The organism is Streptomyces sp. NPDC048442 (assembly GCF_040651475.1).
GTDB lineage: Bacteria > Actinomycetota > Actinomycetes > Streptomycetales > Streptomycetaceae > Streptomyces.
Map to the genome: position 1 here is coordinate 29,838 of NZ_JBEZKB010000028.1, position 19,326 is coordinate 49,163.

At 70.3% G+C, this 19,326-nt stretch carries 17 protein-coding genes; 7 read left to right on the plus strand and 10 right to left on the minus strand.

What is annotated here, in order from left to right:
• Positions 1-572 precede the first annotated feature (572 nt).
• Positions 573-2,120: an alpha/beta hydrolase gene (locus tag AB0D18_RS32390; protein ID WP_362426685.1), complete on the plus strand. Its 1,548-nt coding sequence runs from the start codon at positions 573-575 to the stop codon at positions 2,118-2,120.
• Between the two features lie 223 nt (positions 2,121-2,343).
• Here the strand turns inward: AB0D18_RS32390 and AB0D18_RS32395 are convergent, their stop codons facing one another.
• Both AB0D18_RS32395 and AB0D18_RS32400 read right to left on the minus strand, forming a co-directional pair.
• Positions 2,344-3,453 (minus strand): SMI1/KNR4 family protein, encoded by a 1,110-nt coding sequence (locus AB0D18_RS32395; protein WP_362426688.1) that lies wholly within the window; start codon positions 3,451-3,453, stop codon positions 2,344-2,346.
• A gap of 282 nt (positions 3,454-3,735) precedes the next feature.
• Positions 3,736-4,539, minus strand: a complete 804-nt coding sequence (locus tag AB0D18_RS32400) for a serine protease (protein WP_362426691.1) — start codon at positions 4,537-4,539, stop codon at positions 3,736-3,738.
• A 438-nt stretch (positions 4,540-4,977) separates the two neighbouring features.
• Between AB0D18_RS32400 and AB0D18_RS32405 the strand changes: the two genes are divergently transcribed.
• Entirely contained in the window at positions 4,978-6,279 is a 1,302-nt protein-coding gene (locus AB0D18_RS32405; RefSeq protein WP_362426694.1) for a helix-turn-helix domain-containing protein, read from the plus strand.
• A gap of 77 nt (positions 6,280-6,356) precedes the next feature.
• Here AB0D18_RS32405 and AB0D18_RS32410 read toward each other — a convergent pair whose 3' ends face one another.
• Positions 6,357-7,325 (minus strand): hypothetical protein, encoded by a 969-nt coding sequence (locus tag AB0D18_RS32410; RefSeq protein WP_362426697.1) that lies wholly within the window; start codon positions 7,323-7,325, stop codon positions 6,357-6,359.
• Between the two features lie 474 nt (positions 7,326-7,799).
• Positions 7,800-9,254, minus strand: coding sequence for a threonine/serine exporter family protein (locus AB0D18_RS32415; protein WP_362426700.1), 1,455 nt, complete (start codon positions 9,252-9,254; stop codon positions 7,800-7,802).
• A 327-nt stretch (positions 9,255-9,581) separates the two neighbouring features.
• On the opposite strand from AB0D18_RS32415, the gene AB0D18_RS32420 reads away from it, so the two are divergent.
• Complete coding sequence (locus tag AB0D18_RS32420) at positions 9,582-9,773, plus strand: hypothetical protein (protein WP_362426703.1); 192 nt, start codon at positions 9,582-9,584, stop codon at positions 9,771-9,773.
• Between the two features lie 383 nt (positions 9,774-10,156).
• Here AB0D18_RS32420 and AB0D18_RS32425 read toward each other — a convergent pair whose 3' ends face one another.
• Together AB0D18_RS32425 and AB0D18_RS32430 are read right to left on the minus strand one after the other, a co-directional pair.
• Positions 10,157-10,390 carry a hypothetical protein gene (locus AB0D18_RS32425; RefSeq protein WP_362426705.1) on the minus strand — a complete coding sequence of 78 codons (234 nt, stop codon included), beginning with the start codon at positions 10,388-10,390 and terminating at the stop codon, positions 10,157-10,159.
• Positions 10,387-11,094: an AMP-binding protein gene (locus tag AB0D18_RS32430; RefSeq protein WP_362426708.1), complete on the minus strand. Its 708-nt coding sequence runs from the start codon at positions 11,092-11,094 to the stop codon at positions 10,387-10,389. The genes AB0D18_RS32425 and AB0D18_RS32430 overlap by 4 nt, the downstream gene beginning before the upstream one ends.
• Positions 11,095-11,222: 128 nt before the next feature.
• Here AB0D18_RS32430 and AB0D18_RS32435 point away from each other — a divergent pair, with 128 nt between their 5' ends.
• The 3 genes from AB0D18_RS32435 (at position 11,223) to AB0D18_RS32445 (ending at position 14,655) form a co-directional block, all read left to right on the plus strand.
• Positions 11,223-12,371, plus strand: coding sequence for a PucR family transcriptional regulator (locus AB0D18_RS32435; RefSeq protein ID WP_362426711.1), 1,149 nt, complete (start codon positions 11,223-11,225; stop codon positions 12,369-12,371).
• Between the two features lie 208 nt (positions 12,372-12,579).
• Positions 12,580-13,284: a hypothetical protein gene (locus AB0D18_RS32440; RefSeq protein WP_362426714.1), complete on the plus strand. Its 705-nt coding sequence runs from the start codon at positions 12,580-12,582 to the stop codon at positions 13,282-13,284.
• A 180-nt stretch (positions 13,285-13,464) separates the two neighbouring features.
• On the plus strand, positions 13,465-14,655 hold the full coding sequence (locus tag AB0D18_RS32445; protein WP_362426717.1) for a serine/threonine-protein kinase: 1,191 nt from the start codon (positions 13,465-13,467) through the stop codon (positions 14,653-14,655).
• Positions 14,656-14,814: 159 nt separating this feature from the next.
• Here AB0D18_RS32445 and AB0D18_RS32450 read toward each other — a convergent pair whose 3' ends face one another.
• The 4 genes from AB0D18_RS32450 to AB0D18_RS32465 all read right to left on the minus strand — a co-directional run bounded on the left by AB0D18_RS32450 (position 14,815) and on the right by AB0D18_RS32465 (position 18,326).
• A complete protein-coding gene (locus AB0D18_RS32450) occupies positions 14,815-15,003 on the minus strand; it encodes a hypothetical protein (RefSeq protein ID WP_362426720.1) in 189 nt (62 codons plus the stop codon).
• Positions 15,004-15,025: 22 nt separating this feature from the next.
• Entirely contained in the window at positions 15,026-15,712 is a 687-nt protein-coding gene (locus AB0D18_RS32455; RefSeq protein WP_362426723.1) for a M15 family metallopeptidase, read from the minus strand.
• A gap of 304 nt (positions 15,713-16,016) precedes the next feature.
• Positions 16,017-16,979, minus strand: a complete 963-nt coding sequence (locus AB0D18_RS32460; protein WP_362426726.1) for a GNAT family N-acetyltransferase — start codon at positions 16,977-16,979, stop codon at positions 16,017-16,019.
• Between the two features lie 135 nt (positions 16,980-17,114).
• Positions 17,115-18,326 carry a hypothetical protein gene (locus tag AB0D18_RS32465; RefSeq protein ID WP_362426728.1) on the minus strand — a complete coding sequence of 404 codons (1,212 nt, stop codon included), beginning with the start codon at positions 18,324-18,326 and terminating at the stop codon, positions 17,115-17,117.
• Positions 18,327-18,563: 237 nt separating this feature from the next.
• On the opposite strand from AB0D18_RS32465, the gene AB0D18_RS32470 reads away from it, so the two are divergent.
• Positions 18,564-19,268, plus strand: a complete 705-nt coding sequence (locus AB0D18_RS32470) for a hypothetical protein (RefSeq protein ID WP_362426731.1) — start codon at positions 18,564-18,566, stop codon at positions 19,266-19,268.
• Positions 19,269-19,326 lie beyond the last annotated feature (58 nt).

The window sequence follows — 19,326 nt, forward strand, 5'->3', positions numbered from 1 at the left end:
CCGACAACCGGCCTGCTCCTGCCCAAAGTTGTGGTCCGCATCCTGCGAGAACTCCCTTCTCCAAGGAGGAAAGCGACCACCTCATGGCAACAGCCCGGGACGTCGAAGCACAGCAACCCGCTCCTACTTGCCGAACTTCGACGACTTCGGGATGTTCACCGCGCTCTGTGCATGACTCTGGTCCGAAAAGAGAAGTTGTCCCAGGTCAGCGGGGTGTCGAAGCAGCTCGTCGCGGCCCCCGATCGGGTTCGTCGGTACCCGGCCCCCACGGCTGCCCCGCGTCGCACAGCCCCCGCCCGGGACCGCAGTCCGCAGGCCGGTACGCATGCACGTACGGGCCCACACCGTCCGCCTTGGCCCGGCCACTTCTGGAACCTGCCCTCACGCAGTCGAGCCCGCTCCCCAACCGACCCTCCGCGGTCTGCCCGGAGCGCTCCTTGGCCAAGTAGCAGCTCCTTGTGCGCCGTAGGGGTATAGCTGGTGCCACCTCCCACACGGATACCAGCGATATCGACCGTGACCTTCGTGGACGGGAGCATTGGAGGAGTCCGGAAAACGCTCTAGGAGGATCGATGTTCGAGTTCACGAAGTCGCGGTGGGCCCGCTCCGCCGTGACCGGCGCGGTGGCGACGGCGATCGCGGCCGCGGCGGTGCCGGTGACCGCGGCTGTCGCGAGGCCCGCTGCCCCCAAGCCCGTCCCCGACCGCTACGCCACGCAGAGACTCGCCTGGAAGCCCTGCGAGCCCGGCGCCTCGCTGGAGTGCGCTGCGATGGCCGTTCCGCGCGACTGGCACCACCCCGGGGTGGGCGAGGACCTGACCGTGGCCGTGTCCCGGCAGAAGGCGGGCGAGACGGCACGGCGGCGCGGGGTGCTGATGATGGCGGCGGGCGGGCCGGGCGGCAAGGGGCTGCTCCGGCCCGCGACCCTGGCCAAGAACGCGCCCGAGGTGAGCGCCGTCTACGACATCGTGGGCTTCGATCAGCGAGGCGTCGGGCGCAGCACCCATGTGCGGTGTCAGACCGACGCGGAGTTCCAGGACTATTTCTCGGGCGACTCCCGGGACCGCTCGCCCGCCGCGATCCGGCGCACCCTGGACAACGCCCGGAAGTTCGTGGACAGCTGCCGCGACCGCAGCGGCGACCTGATGAACTACATCACCACCGATCAGACCGTCCGTGACATGGACCTCTACCGCTCGCTGCTCGGCGAACGGAAGGTCTCGTACTACGGTCCCTCCTACGCCACGATGATCGGCGCCTACTACGCGACGGAGTTCCCGCAGCGCGTCGAACGGGTCGTCCTCGACAGCAACATCGGCTTCGACGGCACCTGGGAGAAGTTCATGCTCGGCCAGCCGCTGAGCTTCCAGCGACGGTTCGCACAGGACTTCCTGCCCTGGCTCGCCGCCAAGGACGACGTCTACCACTTCGGGCACACCGCCGCCGAGGTGCAGGCGAAGTGGGAGAAGCTCCGTGGCGCCCTGCGGGACCGCCCGCTGCCCATCGGCGAAGGGAAGACGGTCGATCCCAACTGGCTCGACAGCGCCGCCGTCGGGGCGATGTACGGCACGAGGAACTTTCCCGGTCTGGGACGGACGCTCGCCGCCCTGGACCACTGGGACCGCGCGACCCCCGAGGAGCGCAAGCTTGTCGAGGGCGCCTTCGGCCAGGCGCCCAGCGCGGACTTCTTCGCCCAGTTCTTCTCCGTGACGTGCACCGACACCCCGTGGAACCGCGACACCGGCCACTGGGTGAGGAAGAGCGCCCAGGACGCCGCGAAGTACCCCCTCGTCGGCGCCCGCGAACTCTCGTACGCCGCGGTCTGCGCCAACTGGCCGGCCACCAAGACCCCGAGGGTCAAGGTCACCGGCAAGTGGCTCCCGCCCGTCCTGATGCTCAACTCCCTGCGCGACCCGGCCACGCACTACGAGGGCGCACTGAGCGCCCACCGTGCCCTGCGCGGCTCGCGCCTGGTCACGGCCGGCGGCGGTGACCACGTCCAGTACCTGGGCGGCAACGCCTGCGTGGACGGCATCGTCGACGACTACCTTCTCAGGGGCGCGCTCCCCGCGCGTGACACCACGTGCGAGGCCGGCCCCCAGCCGATACCCGCCGGGTAGCGCCGGCCACAGTTGCCGCTGCGGCAGGTGCCGGGAGAGCTCGACGAGTTCGCCGGCGGGGCGCTCCGCGAGTGGCAGAGTGGCACGCCACGCAGGCACTCGTACGCGGCCGCCGCGCGGCGCCGGGCCTCGTCCGGTGCGAAGTCCCGACCCCGTCGCCTCGACGAGCTCCGCCGCATGGTGGCTGGAGGAGCACGGTGTCCTGATGACCCGTTCTCCGGGTCTACCCCGAGGCGCGGCGGCCGTTGACAACAGCGCGTACGGCCCGATCACCGCGAGGGTCGGCCATCAGGCGGGCGATGTCCCACCACCGCAGCAGCAACGCCGGCCAGTGCGGCGGGATCGCGTCCATGAACTCCCGGTCGAACCGTGCGCGGACGCTCTCGTGGCGCAGTGCGGCGCGGATGTCGTCCATGGACGGCGGGCGGTGGCGGATGGCGTGCGGCAGCATGGCCTCGTACTCCGGCGCCAGCTTGCGGCCGGGCACGACCATGACGTTCCCGCCCAGCGCGGCGGCAACGTCGTCCTCCAGCTCCTCCTGGGCCTGCACGGCACGCTCCCACCAGTGGTCCCGGAAGGCGGCGACGCTTTCGGGATCGGCCAGGTCGAGGGCATCGCGCTGCCCGTCGAACTCCGTACGCTCATCGCCGGGCAGAGATTCCCGGATCGCGCCGAGCGTCTTCGCGGGACGGCGCGGCGGGGCCTGGCCGAGGTGGCGCACCCACTGGTCCCTGCGCTCCCCGTCAGGAGGGGGTCCCCACACCAGGGCACCGTCCCTCATGCCGGGCTTCTCCGGGCCGGCCGCCGCCATGGGCGCTTCCAGGCTGACCGCCATGAGTTCCAGGTAGGCGGGCAGCGACTCGTACTCCCGCTCGCGCTCCCCGTACCTGGTCCACTGGCACACTTCCCCGGTCTCACCGTTCAGATAGAGGCCGTAGACGGTGTCGTCGGGGTTGAAGGAGCAGAACGGTATCCACGATGGCTGCCACAGCACTGGCGAGTCCTGGTCCTCGATGTCGTCCTCGCCGCTCTCCTCCTGGAACCGCATCTGCATCTGGTAGACCTCGATCACTGCGTCGAGCGGCATCAGGGCCCAGCCGCCCAGCATGAGCCCCGAACCGTGGACGCCGTCCTCACCGGCGGACAGCCGCCACAGCGCCTTCAACTCCTCCTGAACGCTCACCCCGAGAGCTTCTTCCAGAGCCGCCATCTCGTCGTCGCAGGCGCCGGGCTTGAGTGCCGCGTACGACGGCGGGACGTACTCGGCCAGCCATTCCACGATCCGGCTCCATGCCCGGGTGACTCGCACATCTGCTGGTGTGTCAGTGGTCATGCGTACACACTCGCATTGCGCCCTGGCCCGGCACCCAGCGGTGCCCGAGCATCAGTTGCTCCCGAACACCGGCGCGGCTGGGGCCCCTCGTCATGGGTGGGTGGCCAAGGGCAGCAGGCCCGCGACGTCGGCTGTCGGGCCGAGTACGGCAGCAAGTTCGGGCAAGACCCCGCTGGTCGGAGCCGCGTCCTGTGACGCGAGCCGCGAGAACCTACAGCGGGCAGGCGAAGGAATGCGTTCCCCGCCTGCCCGGCTCCGTCCGGTGGCCCGTACGACTTCTGGTCAGCCGGTCGGCAGACCCAGCCCGGCGACGATCGCGCTGGTACGGGTGAAGAGGCCGGTCGGGTAGTCCTTGTTGCAGTAACTGTTGCCGGAGGAGGTGATCCCGACCAGCTTGCCGCCCACGATCAGCGGGCCGCCCGAGTCGCCCCGGCAGATGCTGTCGAAGGTGCCGGTGGCGGGAATCGTGCAGAGCTTGGTGAGCGGGGTGTCGGTGGGTTCGGTGTACGGCTCGCAGCCCTTGAGCGGCGACAGGGTCAGACGTGCCGCCTTCAGCCGTACACCGTCGGTGCCGGTGGCGGTGCGACCCCAGCCCAGGGCGGTCGCGGACCTGCCGGACTCGAAGAGCTCGGCGTCCTTCGCCCCGGCGACGGGCAGCGGCTTGTACGGCATCGGCTTGGCCAGGGTGAGGACGGCCGCGTCGTAGAGGTAGTTGGCCGCCTTGAACTTCGGGTGGATCTTGATTGAGGCGATCTGGCGGACCGTGCCCTTGGTGGTCCGCAGGTCGGTGCGGCCGCCGACCACCTCGTAGCTGACGGAGGGCCAGCCCTCCTCCTCGTCGATGCAGTGGGCTGCGGTCAGCACCTTGTTCGGCGCGACGAGGGTGCCGCCGCATATGTGCTCGCTCGCGGTGCCGTTGCCTGCCTTGCTGCGGATCTGCATCGTGTACGGGTGGTCCGTGGTGGTGGTGTTCTTGCCGCCCTGGATCGCGGCGGCGGGAGTCGCGGTGGCGGCCAGGCCTGCGGCCGCGAGAGCTGCGGCCGCGGTGAACACGGCGGCCTTGGAACGGCGGTGGTACGTCAGCACGAGGGGTCCCCCAGGGAAGGTTCGCGTCGCACGAGCGGTATGCGGCATGGTCGATGCCGGTGCCGCCCGTGCGCCGTACGCCATGAACACGGCTACGGTCACTGATCATGACGTGCCGCTCCCCGCGCAGGTTCCCCCGTATCGGCACGAAGTCGATCAGGCACTGTTGACCCCACTGACGCCACTGACCCCACTGAACTCCTGGAGCAGCACCCGCTTGGACCGGGAGCCCGCCATCGGCCTCCGGCCGATCCCGGTGCGGGTCCTGGCCCCGGTCCTGGACAGTCTTCTGGTGGGAACTCGCCCTGTCTGCCTTCACGTTCGACCATCGACACACCTCTTCAGCAGGGGCGGCGCAGGGTTCTCTGCGGCATCGGGCAGGACAAGGGGATCGACAATGCGCGCTGCCCGCGACACGTCCTGCCGTAGGCTCTGGCCATGCCCGAGGAATCCCCGAACACCGCCATCGCGATCCTCGCCGAGGCCTTGCGCGCCAAGTTGGACGGCATCGTTGTCGGCATGGCCGAACTGGTCGTCAGGGAGATCGAGTTCTACCGGAACACGGTGGTGAGCACCGAGGAGCTGCAGGAGGCACTGCGCCATAGCGTCGGCTTCATCCTCACCCATCTCGCCGACCCCAAGCTGGCATCGGTGGACGTGTCCGCACCCCTCGCCACCGGCCGCAAGCGAGCCCTGCAGGGCGCACCGCTGCCGGAGGTGCTACGTGTCTACCGGCTGAGCTTCGCCTACTTCTGGGATCAACTGCTTGCCGAGGCGCAGGAGTTCGGGGAGAGCACAACACGCGCACTGCTCGTGTCGGCGACTCGGGTCTGGGCCCTCTCGGACATCTACTCCTCGGCGCTCACGGACTCCTACCGGGAAGCCGTCGCCGAGCGGATGGTCGAGACCGACCGCAGGCGCTCGGCTCTTGTCGCGGCGCTGCTCGACGGACAGGCCGCCGGCGGCGACACCGGCTGGGAGCTCGCCCGTACGCTCGGCTTCCCCTATCAGGGTCGCTTCGTCGTCCTGATGGCCGAGGCCGCCGTGGCAGCCGAGTCGCCCCTGCCCCACCTGGAGGCCAGGCTACGGGCCCTCGACGTGGCATCGGCCTGGCGGGCGCAATCAGGTCACGAGATCGCCGTCCTCTCCCTTGCCCGCAAACAGTCGCCGCTCACGGTCGTCGCCGCTGTCCGCGACTGCGCGACCGGACGCGTCGGAGTGAGCCCTGTCTACCACCAGCTCGACCACACGGAGAGCGCCCTGCGGTATGCCCAGGTCGCGCTGGAGTCCTTGACCGCGGGAGTGGCCGAGGTGCGGCAGCTGGACGACACTCCGCTGACGGAGCTCGTGATGAGCAACCTGGACACCACTCGCCGTGCCGTCAACCGCGTGCTCGGCGGGTTGCTGTCCCTGCCCGAAGGCGAACGCACGACGCTCCTGGCCACGGCTCGGGCCTGGCTCAAGGCCCATGGCTCCGCAGCCGAGGCGGCCCAAGTCCTGTACTGCCACGAGAACACCGTGCGGTATCGCATCCGCCGCCTGGAGGAGTACCTGCGCGGTCCGCTGGACGACCCGACGATCATCGCGGAGCTCGCCCTGGCGCTCAACGCCGTCGGTACGTTCCCGACACTTCTGGAGCAACGCACCCTCAGGCCGCCCTCCAGCCCTCGCTCGGTGGTTCAGCAGGTCCACGCGCCGGCCACCCGGCACTCCTCCCCCGTCCCGATCGAGGGCGTCTGAATCACTGGGCAGATGCAGACCGTCGGCGAGGTCGTCATCAGCCCGCCCGTCGTCGGCACGGCCGGGCGGGAAGACATTTACTGATCGCGTCCCTCGCTCTGTGGCCGTGGCGCCGCGTCGGCGGCCCTGCGGCGCCACGCTCGCGCCTGGCGGGCGTACCCCTGCCGCTCCGAGAGCTTCGCCAGCTGGATCATCGCCCCGACATGCCCGGCTTCGGCGGCCTTCTCGTACCAACCCTGCGCCGCGTAGAGATCACCGCTCAGCTCCTTGGAACGCCCCAGCGCCAACAGCGCGTTGACATCGCCCTTCCGGGCGAGTCCGGTCAGCCAACTCTCCAGCTCGGCGAGCGTCTCGGAGCCGCTGAGCAGGGTGGCGAGCCGGCGGCCGCCCTCGTCGTCGCCGGCGGTGGCCGACCTGCGGTACCAGGACTTCGCAGCCTCCCTGTCGCCCTGTTCCAGGGACAGCGCCCCGAGGGCGTTCATCGCGGCGGTGGAGCCTTCGGCCGCTGCCCGGCGGGCCCACTGTTCGGCCTCGACGGCGTCTCCCCGCCGGTACAGGAGCTGCCCGAGGGCGTACGCGGCGTCGGCGAGACCCGCCTCGGCAGCCTGCCGGAACCAGCCCTCGGCCTCGGCGTCGGCGCCCCGCTCCTGACACAGGGACCCGAGGACGGCCATCGCGTACGCATTGCCTCCCTCGGCCGAACGCCGGTACCAGCGGGCGGCCTCGGCATGCTCTCCCCGCAACCGCAGGAGATACCCGACCATCTCCATCGCCCGCACATGTCCCCCGTCGGCGGCCTCCCGCAGCAGCGGCTCGGCCTCGGCGTGCCGTCCCCATTCGTGGAGCAGCACGCCGAGGGTGACGGTGGCATCGGGATGCTCCTTCTCGGCCGCCCGGCGCAGCCATCGTTCACCGCCATCTCGGTCGTGGTGCGTACTGAGATACAGGCCGTACCGGAACATCGCCTCCGCATCCCCGGCCTCGGCGGCCTCATGAAGGCTCCCGGCCCCGCCGTCGCGCTTCCCGTTCCTCGAACTCCCCCGCACGGACATCCCCCTTGAGATCACTGGCACTCGGCCGTTCCCCACCGGTTCATGACGATGGTACGAACACGCCTTCCCCTCAGGGGGATCCGGCGTGCGGGTATCGGGCGCCTGAATCAGGGTGGTGGGACATCGTCGTTACGGGGTGCTGGCTGATGGTGCGGACCGCACCGCTCAGCGCTTCGAGGACGCGGCGCTGCTCGGGGCCAAGGAGTACATCGACCGGCGTAAGCGGCAGACGGCCAATGACCATCTGCGGGTCATCAAGGTGAGCTCCCTGGCTCTGTCTCGGCGCACTGGCACCGGTTCAGTGACACCCTTGGCGCCGATCTGCTCGCGCTCGCCTTCGCCGCTGCCGCACTGGCCTTCCTCGCCCGGCGAGGCCGCGTTGCCGCGCTGTCCACGGGGCGGTGCGGCGGTCCTGGCTGATGCGGATCGCGGACAGCCCGCTGTGGCCGACGACGCCAACCGGGAGGCCTACCTGGCCGCCCAGTCCTGGGCATCGGCCGCCTCCGCGTTCACCGCCCTGGTCGTGCCGGGCGAACGTCGGCTCCACTTGCGTTCGCTGCCCGCCCCGAGCAACGAACCCAGCACGGCACCGACACCGATGGCGGCCACCGACGCCAAAGTCAGCACCAGGTACTGGTGGGCCCCTGGTACGCCGAGAACGAGTTGAAGCACGCTGCGGTACAGGTCGGGTCCGGGCAGCACGCTGCCCGCGATGCCCGGGATCAGCACCGCCCTCGCGGGCACTGCGGCGCGTGGTCCGATCACGGCGGACACCGCACCCATGGCGATGGTGGCCAGCCCCGTAGCCAGCGGAACCGACCAGTCCAGCTGGGCTGTGCCGCACATCTTCACGCCCGCGCCGATCAGCGCCGCGGCCATCGCCCAGGGCACCAGACGAGGGCCGCCGCCCATGAACACGGCGTTGCCCAGGGCACCGATGCCACTGGTGACCAGGGTGAGCCAGACGGGCAGCGCGGCGAGCGTCGTGTCGCGTGCGTCCGAGTCGAGGCCGCGCAGCAGGAAGGCCACGGTGAGGAGGCCGCCCGCCATGGCGGCGAAGAACATCAGCAGACTCACCGAACGGGCCGCCGCCATCGACCGGAAGCCGTCGATCGCATCCTCGGTGAGAGAGACCACGGTCAGGATCGGCAGCATCAGGATCACGTTGGCTGCGACGGTGCTCGCCCCCTCGCGTCCGCTGAGCACCCCGAAGTCGATCAACGCCATGGTGCCCGCCATGAGCAGAGCCGTCTGCACCACCGTGACGTAGAACGAGGGCAGCCCCGTACGGCTCAGTGCCCATGCGGCACGGTTGGTGACCAGGAACAGCAGGGGTGCCAGCAGTGCCGCACGCACCGTGCCGGACGCGAGTACGCACAGCATGGCGGCCAGCACCGCGCCACCGCAGAGCGCGAACCACCAAGGCCACTGCGCCGGAGCCTGCACCAGCCGGTCGAGTGCCGCCTTCGCGTCCGCCGGTGAGAGCTGGGTGCCCACGATCCGTACGGTCAGCCGCTCCAGCGCGGTCAGGCTGCTGAGGTCCCGGGTGTCCTCCGACCCCAGAACGATCAGCATCACGACGGGCGCCCGTTCGGGCGGCGCGTACTGCACCTGCAACGAACGCCCGGAGATGTCGACTTCCAGCTCCTGCATGCCCCACGCGGCCGTCACCGCGACGACGGCCGTCTGGATGTCGCGGGTCGATGCCCCGGCCAGGAACAGCTCTCGGCCAAGCCGCAGGACGAAGCGCAGCACCTCGGCGGACTCACGGGCGTCGAAGTCACGCGTCGGCGGAAAGGGGGCTCCTTCGTACGCCGTCCCGTACAGCCGGTCCAGCAAGGTCCCCTCGTTCTGCCGCAGCCGGTCCAGCCGCGCCTGCCGGGCATGGGCTCGGGACCGCCACCGGAAGAGTCTGCGCCGCATCTGTTCTCCACCTGCTCGAAGCGCTCCTTCGCGCCCAGCCTCTCCCGGAGCTGCCTCGCCCGCCGCTCGACCGAAGGGCGAGGCGGCACCGGGCCCGGGGGGCCCGGGTCAACCTGGTGCGCAGGCCTCGCCCACCACGTACGGACCAGGGCGTCGTGGAGGGGAGTGGAGGAGCCCGGCCCACCGGCTACCGGTGGACAGAGACGTCCGAGCAGCGGACAGGTGAGCGAACACCGGCGCCCGGGGCACCCGCACACGGGTGGCGTACCGGAAAGCCGGGAGGGGCAACCGGGTGACAGGCCCCGGTCGGAGCGGCAGCTTCAGGGGATGAAACGTTTCTCCACTGACACCCAGGACCAGATCGCGGCCATCATCGAAGCGGTCGTTTCGGGCGATCTCCACTGCCTGGACGCGCTGATCGAGGTCTTTCTCCAGGACGCGGACCTGGACGCCCTCTTCGCGCTGCGAACCGCCCTCCAGGAATCGCTCCTACCGGGAGCCCGGCGGCCAGAGCGCTGAAACCCCTTCGGCTGAGGCCGCGCACGAGCGCGCGGTGAACGCGTATCCGCTGTGGCCGGCCGGCGCCCATCGAGCACCGTCGGGCACGACCTCCGCCACCTCGACTCCGACGTGCGCCGGCGGCCCCGGGGGGAGCGGGAACCGCACCGCGCAGTCAGCGACCGGGCCCCGGGTGACGGGCGGTGGCCAGGTGGCGGCCGGGGCCCGCCCGCTCTTCGTCCGCCCTGCCAGGAACGAGACGGCCGTCCGTCTCCCACTGCCGGGCGAGCTCGGTGAAGATCGGTTCCAAGTCGGGGCGGGGAACGGTTGCGGTTCCGCCGCCCCGCGTCCCGATGCCGTACGTGACTCGCGTCGTGGTCGTCGCGACGGGTGGGACTTCCGGACTACCCACGTGTCGGCCCGGCTTCACGGAGGGCGGCGCGGGCCTGGCCGGTGTCGATGAGAAACGCGAACTCCCGGAGTGCCAGGGCCACGACGTCGTCCGGGGTGGCCTGCTGCCCCTCGGGAGCACGGTGGCCGGCGAGCCGGGCGGCGCCGCGGGCCACGATCCGCTCGCGTTCCGTGTCGTCGAGGGTGCGGTCGTTGAGGGCGGCCAGGACCTGCCGCCACAGCGTCACCTTCCGCTCCAGGCCGTGCCGGACGACGCCGCAGCGGCGAAGTTCCCAGCGTCCGCGCCGGTGTTGTCGTCAGCGCACCGAGCCGGTCGGCGGCCGAAGGGGACGCACGTCCCGGGAGGGCCTTCCCTCTCGGCGCCGTGCGGCATCAAGCCGCCCAGCGACACTGAGGCGACGCACGACTGCGCGCGCAGAGCGCCGTGTGTCAGCTCCGTACCCGCCGCCATCCCTACCCTCTCTCCGGCGCCGACGCTGACGGCCGTGTCCTCGTCGGAGCGGTACGTCACCTTGGTGTGTTCCGGCCAGAAGGCGACCTGGTCCAGGAAGCTCTGGCCGACGGGGACACACATGGCCCGCGAGCCGTGGGCGAGCCGGGCCTCCGTCTCGTGCGCAGCGAAGAACAGTGGAGCCCTCGCACCGTCGACGCACTCCCGCAGGCGGCGGACGTCGAAGAGCGACCCGGGCGAGACCACGACCGCGCCGATACGCAGGACGCCGAAGTAGAGCACGGAGAGGGCCGGGACGTTCGGCAGCAGGAGCGCCACCGGGTCACCCGGCCGGACGCCGTGGGCGAGCAGCCCGCCCGCAACGCGCGCGCTGAGCTCGTCCAGCGCGGCGAAGCTCAGAAAGCCGTCGTCGAGACGGACCGCGGGTTGCTCCGGGTACCTCTCGGCTGCGGTCTTCAAGTCGGTGGCGAGGTTGGTCACTTCTTCGTTCTCCCAGCGGCATGGATCAAGTCGTGGACCGCGGACCCGGGCCGCTTCCGCAGGCACCGGGAGCAGTCGTATCGGCAGTGACTCGATCGTCACAGCCCGTCGCGGCCACAGCTATGGACGTGCCGACAAGGAATGGTGTCGACCGCGACAGTTACCTTGCGGCGGCGGCAGACGGTTACCTCGGCGAGGGCCCGGACACCGGCGATCCGGGGCGGCGCGCAGGACGGCTGCTCCAGGATCGGGGCGTGCAGGATTCAAGCCGGGACCAACTCACAGGCCACATCGCCCAAGCGTTGACCCTCAGGCTCGACGAGATCGTCGCAAGCATGGCACCGACCCCCAGTCGGCGCCGGCCGACCTGTCAGCGCCCACGGCAACCGGCCGTCTGCGCGCCGAAGGGCGAGACGCTGCCGGAGATCCTCCGTGCCTACCGGCTGAGCTTCAGCCTCTTCTGGGACGAGCTCCGGGCCGAGGCGCACCATGCGGGAACGGAGGCGATGAGTGCGCTCCTGCACACCACCCCCCGCGCGTGGGCCCTGTCGGACAGCTACTCCTCGGCACTCACGGACTCCTACCGGGAGACCGTCGCCGAGCGCCTGGTCGAGACGGACCGGCGCCGCTCGGCGCTGGTGGCCGCGCTGACCGACGGCCCGCTTTCCGGCGGTGACACGATCTGGGAAGTGGCCCGGATGCTCAAGTTCCCCTACCAGGGGAAGTTCCTCGTGGTGGTGGCCGAGACCCTCAAGGTCGGCGAACCTCCGCTGCCCGGCCTGGAGGCGAAGCTGCGGGCCCTGGACGTCAGGTCGGCGTGGCGCGCGCAGCCCGGCCACGAAATAGGTGTGCTCTCCTGCCCGCGGCGGCAGCCGGTCGGGCAACTCGTCGATGCCATCGGTGTCATCACGACGGGTCGTACGGGTGTGAGCCCCGCCTACGAGCAGTTGGACCAGACCTCCCGTGCGTTGCGCTACGCCCAGGTCGCGTTGGAGTCGCTGTGCCCGGGTCCCGCGGCCGTACGCCAACTCGACGACACTCCGCTGACGGAACTGGTGATGAACAACCTGGAGACCACCCGGCGCGCCGTCTACCGCGTCCTCGGTGGTGTTCTGTCACTTCCTGAGGAAGACCGCAGCACACTCCCGAAGATCGTCGCCGAACTCACCATGGCACTGGCCGCTGTGGGTACGTTTCCGGATCTGCTGAGGCAACGTCACCTACTCGACGCCACCGGCTCCCAGCCGGAGGCGACGACCGGCGCACCCCTCAGCTGAGCAAACGTCGAACGCACTGCCGAAGCCGTTCCTGATGCCTGTCGCAGACGATCGCTGGCCGGTCGGAGCGCCGTGCCCGGGTCGTAGCCGCAGGCGCGTCGGGCGCCGCCTGGAGATTTCACGGATCCGGAGAGGGAAAGAGCGGCCCGCATCCACAATGAGGCCCGGGAAGGGGGGCCTCCCCCGCATCCGTATACGGGAGTTGGGCATGCCGACAATGAACCTGAGCAGCCGTACCGTCCTGGCCGCTGTGGCTGCCACAGCCCTGCTGACCGGCTGCAGCAGTGAGGTGCCGCCGCTGGAGTTCGCCTCGGCGAAACCGTCCGGCGCGCGGCTCGACGCGCAGCCACCGCAAGGCGGTTCGCTGCCTCTCGCGCAGTGGCCGGACGCGTGCGGGGTGCTGGCCGAGGAGGAGATCCGCGCGATCCTGCCGCAGGCGGAGAATTTCACACGTGAGCCGATCAACGTCACCATCATCAACTTCAACCCGCTCCAGGAGTCGGCTCCGGGGACGACGGGCGACGTACCGAAGGGCGGGTGCAAGACCGGGTTCAAGCTGCCGGACGAGTACGAGAGCGAGCAGAACAGCAACATCCGCGTCGTGTTCAAGAGCCTCGCCGACCCCGCTCTCGTGGCGGAGGGCTACGCGAAGGACCGGAAGTACGAGGAAAAGGACGGTCGAGGGGACGTCGAGAAGTTCCGGGACCTCGGTGCCTCGCTGGGGCCGACGGGTTGCTTCCTCCAGGATTCCGCTCAACTGGTCTGCCACCAGGGCCCGTACGAGTTCGAGGTGAGCGGCTCTTCGACCGCGGACGGTGTCGGGGAATACAAGGAGTCCGACAAGAACTGGCGCCAGAAGGTCCTGACCGAGGTGGTGCGCACCCTGAGCGCCCGGATGGCCGGCCGGTCATGACACGGCAACCCACCACAGCAGAAGCGGACCGCCATGACCACGCGGGAGGGGTTCGCCGAGGGCCTGGCCCGAGAGTTGACCGCTCTCCCCGGGGCGGGCCGGCAGTAGCCCGGCTTCGACGGCCAAACAGGTTGCCTGAGTCATACTGATGCGCCGGAGCACAGGGGAGGCATCCAGAGCATGGGGCACGGGGCGGACAGGGCGGGCCTGCCGGAGCGTATCGGCGGGTACGCCGTGGAGCGGGAGTTGGGGTCCGGCGGGATGGGCGTCGTCTATCTGGCGCGTTCACGCGGCGGGCGTGCGGTGGCCGTGAAGGTGGCGCGCTCGGAGCTCGCGGCCGACCCCCACTTCCGGGACCGGTTCCGCGCCGAGGTCGCGGCCGCGCGCAGCGTCGGTGGCTTCCATACGGCCCCGGTGGTGGATGCGGATCCGGAGGCGGAGGCGCCCTGGCTGGCCACGGCATACGTTCCCGGGCCCACGCTCGCCGCATTGCTCGAGGCCGAAGGACCGATGGGCGAGGCGCGGCTGCGGCAGCTGGGCGCGGCGCTCGCCGAGGCGCTGGCGGCGATCCACGGCTGCGGCCTGGTCCACCGTGATCTGAAGCCCGGCAACATCATCATGGCCGCGGACGGCCCGCGGGTCCTGGACTTCGGTATCGCGCGGGCGCTGGAGTCGACCCGCCTGACGGCCACCGGCATGGCCTTCGGAACGCCGGGTTTCCTGGCGCCCGAGCAGGCCGAGGGGCTGGAGGTCGACGGCGCCACCGATGTGTTCGCCCTGGGTGCCGTACTCGTCGCGGCGGCGGGCGGCAGCGCGTTCGGCACGGGCACGCCGATGGGCCTGATGTACCGGTCGGTGCACGAGCCGCCGGATCTGACCGCGGTGCCGGAAGGTCTGCGGCCGGTCCTGACCTCGTGCCTGGCCAAGTCTCCGGCCCAACGCCCCACGCCAGCAGGCCTGTTGGACCTGTTCGTGCCGGACACCGCGACGTACTCCCCCACGCTGGTGCTGCCCCCGCCGCCCTCCTACGCACCGTCCAGCGCCGCCCCACTGCACCAGGCCCCGACCGAGTCCGCCCCCGCGGGCGACGCGTGGGCCGACACCGACCTCAGCTTCATGGCTGTTGCCCCGAACAGTTCTCTCCTGGTCGACGCCGAGGGCGTCGCGCTCGGCTCGGAGACCGGGGACCTGGAATTCTCCTGGGCCGAGATCAGCGGCGTCGAGTACGCGGCCGAGGGGCCCAAGCACCTCAAGATCACCGTCCGCCTCCACAACGGCAGCACCCACCAGTGCCTGCTCGCCGCTCGCAGGCGGGCCCGCCTGAGGGAGTGGCTGCAGGACCTGCCGGCGAGTCTGGAGTACTTCACGTAGCCGCCGCACAGCCCGTGGTACGCCCCGAGGCGGCCGGGGTCGGCTCGATGGCCGTGCGGAATCGATCTCACGCACGCGTACCCGCTCTGCCACCGGCCACATCGTGCCGGGGCGCGCCGGCTGGGAGGTCACTCGGACGGCGCACCACATCACGCCAGGTCAAGCGTCGGCGTCCCGGGTCGTCAGACGGATGCCGGTCGGGACGCCTTCGGGGACGAGCGCGAGAGTCGTCGCCCCGGGCGGTGCCACCTCGATCCAGCGCCCGTCGCCGAAGGGGACGTCACGTCGCCCGCCGCCCACAGACCCCTCGGTGATCACCTGGTAGCCGCTGCCCTCGGGGCCGTTCAAGGGCGCAGGCTCGGGCGCAACACTACTGGCCGTTGGCGGAGAAGTGCTGGTAGTCGGGGTGGGGCCAGCGGCCGCCCCAGTACCAGCCCCTCACTGCCATCGCGGTGGTGACGGCATCGCCGCGCCGGATCATTCCTTTGACGGGGCGGTCGCGGCGCAGATAGCGCTGTCCGCCGGCCGGGTGGACTGTGCCGTAGGCGTCGACGTAGGGGTTCTCGACGGTGTTGATGTCGAGGGCGTCTCCGTATGAGTGGCGGGACAGCTTGGACGGATTGCCGGTGACGCGGCGGCAGTTGTAAGCCGAGGTGTTGTCGTCGGCCATGGCTGCTTCGTCATTTCCGCGGTATTCGGCCATCACTCGCATTTTCCGGATGGGGAACCGAGCGTTGAAGATCTTGCCGAACACGTGGGTGATGTCCGGGACGATGCGTCTGTGCACGATGAGTTCCCCCTGGTGTACGTGCCCGTCGAAGCCCCAGTGGTTCATCCGGACAAGCCGCAGTTCGCTCGGAGGTACCGGGCATCCGGGGCGGTGGGTGAACCGCAGCTTCGCCGCCGGCACGGCGGAGACCACCATGCTCAAGGAAGGCGGCGCCGTGGGCCGGGCGGATACTGGCTGCGCTGCTGTGGGAGCCTGGCCGAATGCCTGCGTGGTAATGACCAGTGCGAGCGGCAGCGTCAGGGCAGCGAGACGAGGTCTGATCTTCACCCGTGCAAGGTAGGGCGAAGATCAGATCTTCAGAGCGCCGACACGACTGGGTCTCCTGTACAGCCGCTGTTCGGCTCAACGCGCGTACCGGTGGGGTGGGGGGCGTACGAGCTGGACCGGATTTCCGCCGCACGCCTGATGGCTGTGCCGCTCATGTCCGCTCCTTGGCTTCAGTGTTCGGAACAGCATGATGTGGCATCGGAGTGGCAGCAACGGGGGGTCTTTCACAGGTTCGTTCCGTGCGGGGATTCGCTACGGGTGGGGCCCACCGCGCGGTCCCGGCCCCTCGCGCAGCGGACCGGACTCAGAGGTCGCGTCGGAAGGTGACGCGGTCCAGGGAGGGGCCGTCGTAGTCCACGACGGGGGCCGAGGCGGTGAAGCCGAGAGCGGTGTGGAAGGCGATGGAACGGTCGTTCTGCGGGGAAGTGATGGCCTTGACGGAGGTTCGGCCGTTCGCGCGGGCCATGTCGAAGAACCGCTCGTAGAGAAAGCGGCCCAGGCCGCTGCGCCGCCAGTCGGGGGCCACGCCGGCGAAGTGGATGTACGCCTCTTGCGGGTGGGACGGGGAGAGGAAGCCGATGACGAAGCCCGCCGGCTCGCCGTCCCGCTCGGCCACCAGGCTGGTCTTGTAGAAGTGGTTCACGAACACCCGGGTCAGGTCGCGCGAGGCAGGCCGGCCCCACCAGTCGTCGACCACCGCGACGACGGCGTCGAAGTCCTGGGGCACCGCCGCGCGCGTCGTGAAGGGCTCCAGCGTGCGCGCTTGCGGCGCGTCGAGCTTCCTGCGGAAGGCCACCCGGTCCTGGCGCGGCCCGCCGTAGTCGCTGTGCACCGGCAGGCCGTCCACCGTACGGTCGCCCGCGTCCGGCTCGAAGCCCAGGGCCCGGTGGAAGGCAATGGATCCGGTGTTCTGCGGCGAGGTGATGGCGCGGACCTCGGTACGGCCTGCCGCTGCCGCGCGCGCGAAGAAGGCGGTGTAGAGCCGACGGGCCACTCCCTGCTTGCGCAGCTCGGGGTCCACGCCGACGAAGTGGATGTACGCCTCGTGCGCGTGATCGGCGGAGTGGAAGCCCACCAGGAACGCCCGGATCCCGGCCTCGTCCTCCAGGACCAGACTGGTGTGCGCGAAGTGCTGCAGGAACAGCCGCGGCAGCAGCAGCGAGAGCTCCCGTGCCTGTTCAGGGGTGCGGCTGTCGCCCCACCACTGCTGTACGCACTGCACGAGTGTCGGGTAGTCGGCCGTTCGGGCCGGGCGTACGTCGTGCATGTCCTGCCTCTCCCTCGCAGTGTGATCGTGTACCCGTACACCTTGCCCGGGGCCATCGGCTTCGGGCTGCTGAACGGCCGGCGACAACTCGCCCGTACGATGCGGCTGTTGACGTGTCACGAGGCGGCGGCCGTCTCACTCATATGCATGGGTGTCCCAGGCGGTGAACCCGGCGAATTCCACTGGATCGTCGTCCTGGTCGAGGCCGGGCAGGCCCTCAGTTGCCAGGGTGCCGCGCTGCCAGGCGAGCAAGGTGTCGATCAGGCGGCCCTCCAGGGGTGGTCCCTGGGCGGCGTGGCGGGGCCAGACCACCAGCGGCCAGGCGTCAGGGCTGTCGCCTTCGGTGAGCCAGCCGAGGTTGTCCCCGTCGATGGAGTCGGCGAAGGGGAGGAAGCCGCCCGGGTCGGGCCACACCGGCAGCGGGCACATGTCCGGATGCGCGTCCCTGAGCTGCCGGTAGCCGCTGAGTACCTCTTCGACATGGGTGAGGAAGCTTCGCTCGTGGTCGACGGGGAGCAGTGGAGTGAAGAAGCGCAGCCAGTCACTCCACACGCCTGCCCCGTACCGCTCCATGAGCGTGACGTAATCCTGCGGCAGGACGGTGTTGAGCTCCGCGAAGAGCAACTCCCAGCTGCCGCCGCCCACATAGGGCTCGGCGGGCAGGGGTGACAGTAGTTCCAGGGCCTCCAGGCCGGCGCCCGTCCGCAGGGCGATCCGGCGTTGTGCGTCGGTCAGGCGCGGGGCGGTGGGCGCCGGGGGCAGCCAGGGCTGAGCGTCGGGCAGGAAAGCGGTGCGGGCGAGTGATCCGGGCAGCGGTCCCATCAACGGGCCGGGTGGCGAGGGCAGTTCCCAGCTCTCGCGGACAGTGTGCTTCAGATACTCGGTCAGGGAGAGGTCGTAGGCATGCCAGGGTCGAAGCCCGCTGCCCGGGACGGCACCACTGTGGTGGACCACCACACACCATGCATCGGGGTCGTCGGAGCGGGAGGTGTCCCAGAACAGCACGTCCCCGCCGCGGCTCTCACCCCAGGCGAGCAGCCCTCCGGGTTCGGGGTGAACGGGGTACCGCTCGTGTTCGGGCAGGCTGCGCAGCTCGATGCGCGCGGTGCGTTGGGTGTCCCGGAGCCAGGTGCCGTAGTCGAACCTGCCGGCCTCGACGCACGGCGTGTGGATCCAGAGGTACTCGCCGAAATCCACGGGGCCGCACGTGTCCGCGAGACGTTTGAAATCCGATGGCAGACCCGCGTCCAGACCGAGCCACCCCTCCACCGCCGGCCAGTCCGTGGCGATGGGGACGGGCGGACGCCCGGACTCGAATGTGGTGAAGTCGGCGATGTCCAGGCTCATGAGCCCCGATGCTATCCAGGGGTCTCCTGTGGATGATCACTGGGGACCTGTGCAGGAACCTGCTCCGGGGACAACTCGGCGGCACGGGAGGGGGGTTCGTGGTGACAGCGGCCCCGCCGGCCTCTGGCGCTGCTCCCCGGGAGCAGGGAAAATCATCGGCATCCGTCCTCGTGGGGGTGACGGCGCCGAGCGGTTGTCGAGGTGCCCGGCACGACTGGGCGTGACGGAGGGCGATTCATGGCCAGTGACCACGGGGACATCAACTGGGCGAGCATGCTGCGGGCGGACTTCACGAGGAAGATCGAGTCCCTGCAGCAGTACGCCTACGCCGCCCGCGCCCGCGGAAACGTATCGCTGCAGCGTCAATACCTGTATCAGGTCGCCCAGTTGGAGGCGTTGCCCAAGCCGTGGGAAGGCGGTGCCCGCCTCACGGAGGACGAGTACTGCGCCGCAGTACGTGTGCGGGCGTGGGTGCTGCACGAGCAGCAGATCGCCGACGATCGGCGCTGGGCCAGGCAGCAGCGGATGAGCGCGCACGACTGGCAACTGCGGGAGGCCGAGATCCGTGCCACAACGCGGTACCACCGCTCGCCGGACGGTCAGATGCTGTGTGCGGCGCTGCGGGACGACGGCAGGATCGCCCTCAACAGCGAGATACTGAACCCTGAGGTCGCCGACCGGCTTCGGCGGCAGCTGCCGCGCTTCGCGCACCTCATCACCTTCTACCTGGACAACCAGGAGGCAGGTCGGGGGTTGCAGGGCGCACCGGTCGACCGTACGCCCTTGCCTGGTCCTTTGAGCCCGTTCGTCGAACCGCCCTCGCTGAGAGGTGTCCCCGACGGCACCCCTCAGCGCCCGGCGGCCCCGGCTGCCCCAGCGGCCCCGGCCAAGCGCCGGCCGTGGTGGCGTCGGCGCGGGGCGAGTGGGCCCTCTCCGCGGTGACCGCACCCGGCGGACCGTGTCCCGTCGCCCCGCCACCTCGTGATGGGGGACGCGGGGG